Source organism: Mesorhizobium sp. C264A (assembly GCF_040324515.1).
Lineage (GTDB): Bacteria > Pseudomonadota > Alphaproteobacteria > Rhizobiales > Rhizobiaceae > Mesorhizobium.
In genome coordinates this window covers 2,107,501-2,112,500 of record NZ_JAMYVY010000002.1, presented here as the reverse complement: position 1 = coordinate 2,112,500, position 5,000 = coordinate 2,107,501, and the positions used below count along the sequence as shown (strand labels likewise).

Sequence of the window (5,000 nt, the reverse complement as noted above, 5' to 3'; positions counted from 1 at the left end):
TACCCAGGACCAGACCCGTTCGGCATCGACTGCGAAAGCAATGCTGACGGCACGTCGCCAGCTGATGATCCGCGGACCAGGCATGATCTCGACCCGCTCTGTGCCGCACTGTGGAAAAGTCGACACGCTCAGGCAATGGTCGCGGATGCCGACAACGAAATTCCAAGCGATCGCCGGCGACGCACGGGTCGGCTACGTCGTCATAGAACTGGCCGAGTTCAGTTTCCGCCTTGGGGTGGAAGACAATGCGGTACTCCATTGCCTATTTGGCTTTCGCCTGCTTCGCGTGATGACGCGCCTCGAGTCGCGAAAAAACCGTCTCGACAGGGATGCCCTTAGCCGGATCCTGCCGGAGCTCGGTCAGGCGCGCCGGAACCTCCTCGCGCAGCCATCTCTCCCGCTCCGCCTCGAAATCCTCGAGCATACGCAGGCCGGCGTGAACATCTCTGGCATTGTTGTAGCGGCCTGATTCGAGCTGCTTCCTGGTAAAGCTCTCATAGTGGTCGTTCAGAGCGTAGTCGGCACGGCAACCTCCTGGAAGATTATGGCGCCGATCAAAGCCCGGTAACAATAGATAGCAATGATTGGAAGCGCACGATCACGGTTCGTTTTCCAAGATCTGATGGCGAGAGAATGGTTCGTCGCCTGGTTTTGCAGGATCCAAAGCGTCCGGTCACCATCGCGCCGGCGCGTGGCGGTTGCCGCGCTGACAGAGCCGGGAGCCAACCGGCTTCGCGTGGGCAAAGGTGCCGAATACAAAAGGCCTGCGAGCTGCGGGCGGTTGGGGGTCATGATTTGGCTTTTCTGTCCCACGGTCGGCTTCGCCTGCTTCCGACCCCTGGTGCAGGTTAAAATCGCCATCGATCACGGTCCGAACGCAAAAAGCGTAAGCGCGAATTTCCCCGCACCTTTTGCTGTTGAGTGCTCTGATGCATGCAGGTGTCCACCGAAATAGGTGGACACCTTGTGATGGAAGAAGATGAGCAGAAACTGCGGGTGAGGCTTGTCGGTCGGGACGGGCGACGCCGATACGAGGCCGCATCGAAGGAGCGTCTTGTCTCGGCCTGCCTTGAGCCTGGCGTGTCGGTATCGAGGCTCGCGCTCGAACATGGGGTCAATGCGAACCTTCTTCGGAAGTGGATAAAGAAGCGCGCGGAGACCCAGTCCCTCCCGCCGTCCCCGCCACCTGCGTTCATCCCGGTTCAGATTGAAAGCACTTCCGATCGGGCCTTGCTGCGACAGAGCAGCATGGCTGCGGTGGATTTGCCGGAGACTTGCGATGGGGTGCGTTGGTCGGCATCGAAAAGGACAGCGCATTTGTCCTCTCCAGCCAAGGTGAGCGCGTCGCTGCCGAACGGCGTGACGTTGACGCTGGAATGCGGTGATCTGGATGCATTGACGGCGACCATCGGAGCACTGGGTCATGTTCAGACTGGGCGCTGACCTGAAAGTCTACCTGCACCGCGAGCCGATCGACTTCCGGGCCGGCATCAACAGCCTCGCGGTTCTGGTCCAAGAGACGATGGCGCTCGATCCGTTTGCTCCGGCAGTTTTTGCGTTCTGCAATCGCCGTCGCGACCGGATGAAGCTCCTGTTCTTCGATCGGTCGGGCTTTGTGCTGGTCCTGAAGCGGCTGACCGAGGACAGGTTCAGGTGGCCGCGCCGGGAGGCAGCGGTGATCACGCTTACGACCGAGCAATTGCACTGGATCCTCGATGGCATCGATATCGATGCGATGGTCCGCCATCCGGTGCGGCAATATCAGGTTGCCGGTTGAGGGCTCTCGAATTGAGCGATTGACGCGGCGGCATGCTTTCGATTCAAGAATCTGATGAATCGACCCGGCGAACCGACTGTTGAAGAGTTGATGGCGCGCATTGCTGCGCTGCAGGCGCAGAACCGTCAACTCGCCGAACGGGTCGTCAAACTCGAGGAAGAGCTGGCGCTTGCACGACTGCATCGTTTTGCGCCGAAGAGCGAAAAGCACATTGACCGCCTCTTCAATGAAGCCGAACAGGCCGCGGATGAGGATGACGCCGACAGCGAAGATGGCGATGTCGTTGTCCTGCCGGACACGGGCTTGCCGGCGACCGAAGGGGCGACGGGAAAGAAGCGCGGCCGCAAGGCCTTGCCGGAAAACCTGCCGCGCGAGCGTGTCGAGTACGACCTTCCCGACGACCAGAAGGCTTGTCCTTGCTGCCGTCATCAGATGCATCGCATGGGCGAGGCCGTTACCGAGCAGCTTCATATCGAGGTGAAGGCGAAGGTTCTGCAGAATGTGCGGTTCAAATATGCTTGCCGCCATTGTGAGCGTACCGGCATCAACACGCCGGTCGTGACCGCGCCGATGCCCGCGCAACCTTTGCCGGGCAGCATCGCCACGGCTTCGACGCTGGCCTTCGCGCTCGTTCATAAGTACGTCGACGGCACACCGCTCTACCGCCTGGCGCAGGCCTTCGAGCGCGCGGGTGTTCCTGTCAGCCGTGGCGCTCTGGGCCACTGGGTGATCGGCTCGAGCGAAAAGCATCTCTCCCGCATCTATGACGCCCTGAAGCTGCGGCTCAGATCGCAGCCCCTCATCCATGGCGACGAGACCACGGTCCAGGTGCTGAAGGAAATGGACAGAGCGGCCGCCAGCACCTCGTACATGTGGGCATACCGGAGCGGCCACGACAGTGACGAGCCGATCGTGCTGCTCGATTATCAACCGGGTCGCGGCCAGATACACCCGCAGACTTTCTTGGGCGATTACCGCGGCATCGTCATGAGCGACGGCTATTCCGCTTGGCGCACGCTGGAAGGGGCAACGCATCTTGGCTGCATGGCCCATTCGAGGCGGCGCTTCGTCGATGCCCTAAAGGCGAGGAAGAAAGGCGGCGGCCCGCCGGAACAGGCACTCCGGTTCTTCGAACAGCTCTATCGGGTTGAAAGGCAGGCGCGGAACGAAATCCCCGATGACGGCGAAACGCGAGATCACTGCATTCGCCGCTTCCGCCAGCAACATAGTGTCCCCATCCTCCAGGCTCTCAAGGCATGGCTCGACGACATCGCCCCAAAAGTCTTGCCGGACAGCAAGCTCGGCGACGCCGTGTCCTACACCCTGAACCAATGGGGATATCTGACGCGTTACACCGAGGACGGCAGCATGCCGATCGACAACAATCTTCTCGAGCGTGACATCAGGATTTTTGCAACTGGCAGGAAGAGTTGGTTGTTCAGCGATACCGTCGACGGAGCCAAGGCCAGCGCCGTCATCTACAGCCTGACGTTGACCTGCCGCGCCTGTGGCGTCGAGCCGTTAGCGTGGTTGCGCCACGTCCTCACTGAACTGCCTCAGCGCCCCGAGAACGTGGCTATCGACGATCTCCTGCCCTTCAACTTCCTCAAAGCCGCCGCAGCCTGACCCGACGCGTCCGTCTGAAAGCGATCAGTTGTTGCAAGGGCCGTCAATGTGCGGGGAAATGAGCGCTTACCAAAAAGCCCGCCTAAGCGGGCTTTTTTGTTGGTTGCGGGGACAGGATTTGAACCTGTGACCTTCAGGTTATGAGCCTGACGAGCTACCGGGCTGCTCCACCCCGCGTCACCTCCAGGGCAAGCTCTTGCTTGCTCCGGACTCTCCAGGGCAAGCTCTTGCTTGCTCCGGACTCTCCAGGGCAAGCTCTTGCTTGCTCCGGACTCTCCAGGGCAAGCTCTTGCTTGCTCCGGACTCTCCAGGGCAAGCTCTTGCCTGCTCCGGATCTGAAGCAAGCGTTTGCTTGCTTATCTGGACGTAAGCCTGGGCCTATGAACAGGCTGGCTTACAGATAGGTAGAAGTCTCACCAAATGAAAGGGCCGCTTGCGCGGCCCGTGATCCCTTGGCGGGCCTTTTCGTAGAGAGAAGATTTCAGTTTCATCCGGTTTGCGGATGAGAGTTCAACGTGCGTTTTGCAGACCTGGCAGCGACCTACTCTCCCGCGTCTTGAGACGAAGTACCATCAGCGCTGGAGCGTTTCACGGCCGAGTTCGGAATGGGATCGGGTGCAGCCGCTCCGCCATAACCACCAGGTCGGCAAAACGCACGTTATATCGAGAAGCTGTTTTTTCGTGCCAAGGCGACGTTTGTGTTTTGCTTTCGGGCGCAAGCCCGCAAGCGCGACTGCGCGTCGCCGGTTTTCCGGCGCCCTCGCGGAGCATAGGCCCTGGAAGGGCCGCTCATGCGTGAGCGCTGGTCAGATCATCGTGTTCACGATGAGCATAAGGAATGAGAACGATCAAGCCGATCGAACTATTAGTACCGGTAAGCTTCAAGCGTTGCCGCTCTTCCACACCCGGCCTATCAACGTGGTCGTCTTCCACGGTTCTCAGGGAATACTCGTTTTAAGGTGGGTTTCCCGCTTAGATGCCTTCAGCGGTTATCCCGTCCGGATATAGCTACCCTGCTATGCGGCTGGCGCCACAACAGGTCCACCAGAGATCCGTCCATCCCGGTCCTCTCGTACTAGGGACAGATCCTTTCAATATTCCTACACCCACGGCAGATAGGGACCGAACTGTCTCACGACGTTCTGAACCCAACTCACGTACCGCTTTAAATGGCGAACAGCCATACCCTTGGGACCTGCTCCAGCCCCAGGATGCGATGAGTCGACATCGAGGTGCCAAACAACCCCGTCGATATGGACTCTTGGGGTCATCAGCCTGTTATCCCCGGCGTACCTTTTATCCGTTGAGCGATGGCCCTTCCACGCGGGACCACCGGATCACTATGACCGACTTTCGTCTCTGCTCGACTTGTCAGTCTCGCAGTCAGGCAGGCTTATGCCATTGCACTCAGCGAACGATTTCCGACCGTTCTGAGCCCACCATCGCGCGCCTCCGTTACTCTTTAGGAGGCGACCGCCCCAGTCAAACTACCCACCATACATTGTCCCGGACCCGGATAACGGGCCGCGGTTAGACATCCATAGTAATAAGGGTGGTATTTCAAGGATGGCTCCACCTGAGCTGGCGCCCAGGTTTC

4 protein-coding genes, 1 tRNA gene and 2 rRNA genes (1 of these 7 running past the window's edge) are annotated in these 5,000 nt (G+C 59.6%); 3 read left to right on the top strand and 4 right to left on the bottom strand.

Translation table 11 applies throughout. From position 1 onward, the window contains the following. Positions 1 to 262: 262 nt before the first annotated feature. Positions 263 to 571, bottom strand: coding sequence for a ribbon-helix-helix domain-containing protein (locus NKL04_RS29395; protein WP_084568660.1), 309 nt, complete (start codon positions 569 to 571; stop codon positions 263 to 265). Between the two features lie 398 nt (positions 572 to 969). Between NKL04_RS29395 and tnpA the strand changes: the two genes are divergently transcribed. Genes tnpA through tnpC form a run of 3 tightly spaced genes read left to right on the top strand, consistent with a single transcriptional unit; the run spans position 970 to position 3,403 of the window. Further along, on the top strand, positions 970 to 1,443 hold the full coding sequence (gene tnpA / locus NKL04_RS29390; RefSeq protein WP_023700916.1) for an IS66-like element accessory protein TnpA: 474 nt from the start codon (positions 970 to 972) through the stop codon (positions 1,441 to 1,443). Continuing rightward, a complete protein-coding gene (gene tnpB / locus NKL04_RS29385; protein WP_023700917.1) occupies positions 1,424 to 1,777 on the top strand; it encodes an IS66 family insertion sequence element accessory protein TnpB in 354 nt (117 codons plus the stop codon). Before tnpA ends, tnpB begins: the two co-directional genes overlap by 20 nt. Before the next feature lie 54 nt (positions 1,778 to 1,831). Next, positions 1,832 to 3,403, top strand: a complete 1,572-nt coding sequence (gene tnpC, locus NKL04_RS29380; RefSeq protein ID WP_023700918.1) for an IS66 family transposase — start codon at positions 1,832 to 1,834, stop codon at positions 3,401 to 3,403. A gap of 100 nt (positions 3,404 to 3,503) precedes the next feature. Here the strand turns inward: tnpC and NKL04_RS29375 are convergent. From NKL04_RS29375 to NKL04_RS29365, 3 genes are all read right to left on the bottom strand, one after another. Further along, a tRNA-Met gene (locus tag NKL04_RS29375) sits at positions 3,504 to 3,580 on the bottom strand. Between the two features lie 351 nt (positions 3,581 to 3,931). Beyond that, positions 3,932 to 4,046 (bottom strand): 5S ribosomal RNA (rrf, locus tag NKL04_RS29370). Positions 4,047 to 4,247: 201 nt separating this feature from the next. Next, positions 4,248 to 5,000 (bottom strand): 23S ribosomal RNA (locus tag NKL04_RS29365) (it continues 2,047 nt past the right edge of the window).